This is a genomic window from Ralstonia sp. VS2407 (assembly GCF_052950655.1).
Genome location: NZ_JBRFVG010000138.1, coordinates 1 through 526, shown reverse-complemented (window position 1 = coordinate 526; position 526 = coordinate 1). Strand labels below are relative to the sequence as shown.

Sequence of the window (526 nt, the reverse complement as noted above, 5' to 3'; positions counted from 1 at the left end):
GTACCTAACGATTCACCTTGCACGAATTGTACAAACAACGGAACAATAAACGCACCACTTTGGATAGTGACATTCAGTTGGCTAAACCTTCAAATGAAAATAAATTTTTGGAGGAAAAAAAGATGGGAAAATATCATGAACTAGCAGAAAAAATTGTAAAAAATGTCGGTGGGCAAGAGAATATTAATAGTTTGACACATTGTATCACACGTCTTCGCTTCAAATTAAAAGATGAGAGTCAAGCGAATGATGATGTCTTAAAAAATATGGACGGTGTGGTAACTGTTATGAAAAGCGGTGGACAATACCAAGTCGTTATTGGGAACCATGTTCCAGCCGTTTACGAAGAAGTAGTTAGTATTGCAGGCTTGTCAGGAGAACGTGAAGAAGAAGCTTCCAGTGGGAATTTATTTGATCGCTTAATAGATATTTTAAGTGGTTGTTTCCAACCCTTTTTAGGGGCGTTAGCAGCGGCTGGGATGGTCAAAGGGTTAAATGCCTTATTGGTTTTCTTAAAGCTCTATAC

General features: G+C 38.0%; 1 protein-coding gene. It reads left to right on the top strand.

Features of this window, described 5'->3' with window-relative positions; genetic code table 11:
- Positions 1-17 precede the first annotated feature (17 nt).
- Positions 18-526: PTS transporter subunit EIIB (locus ACU8YE_RS24265; protein WP_446929923.1), on the top strand; the 509-nt coding region annotated here is incomplete at its 3' end.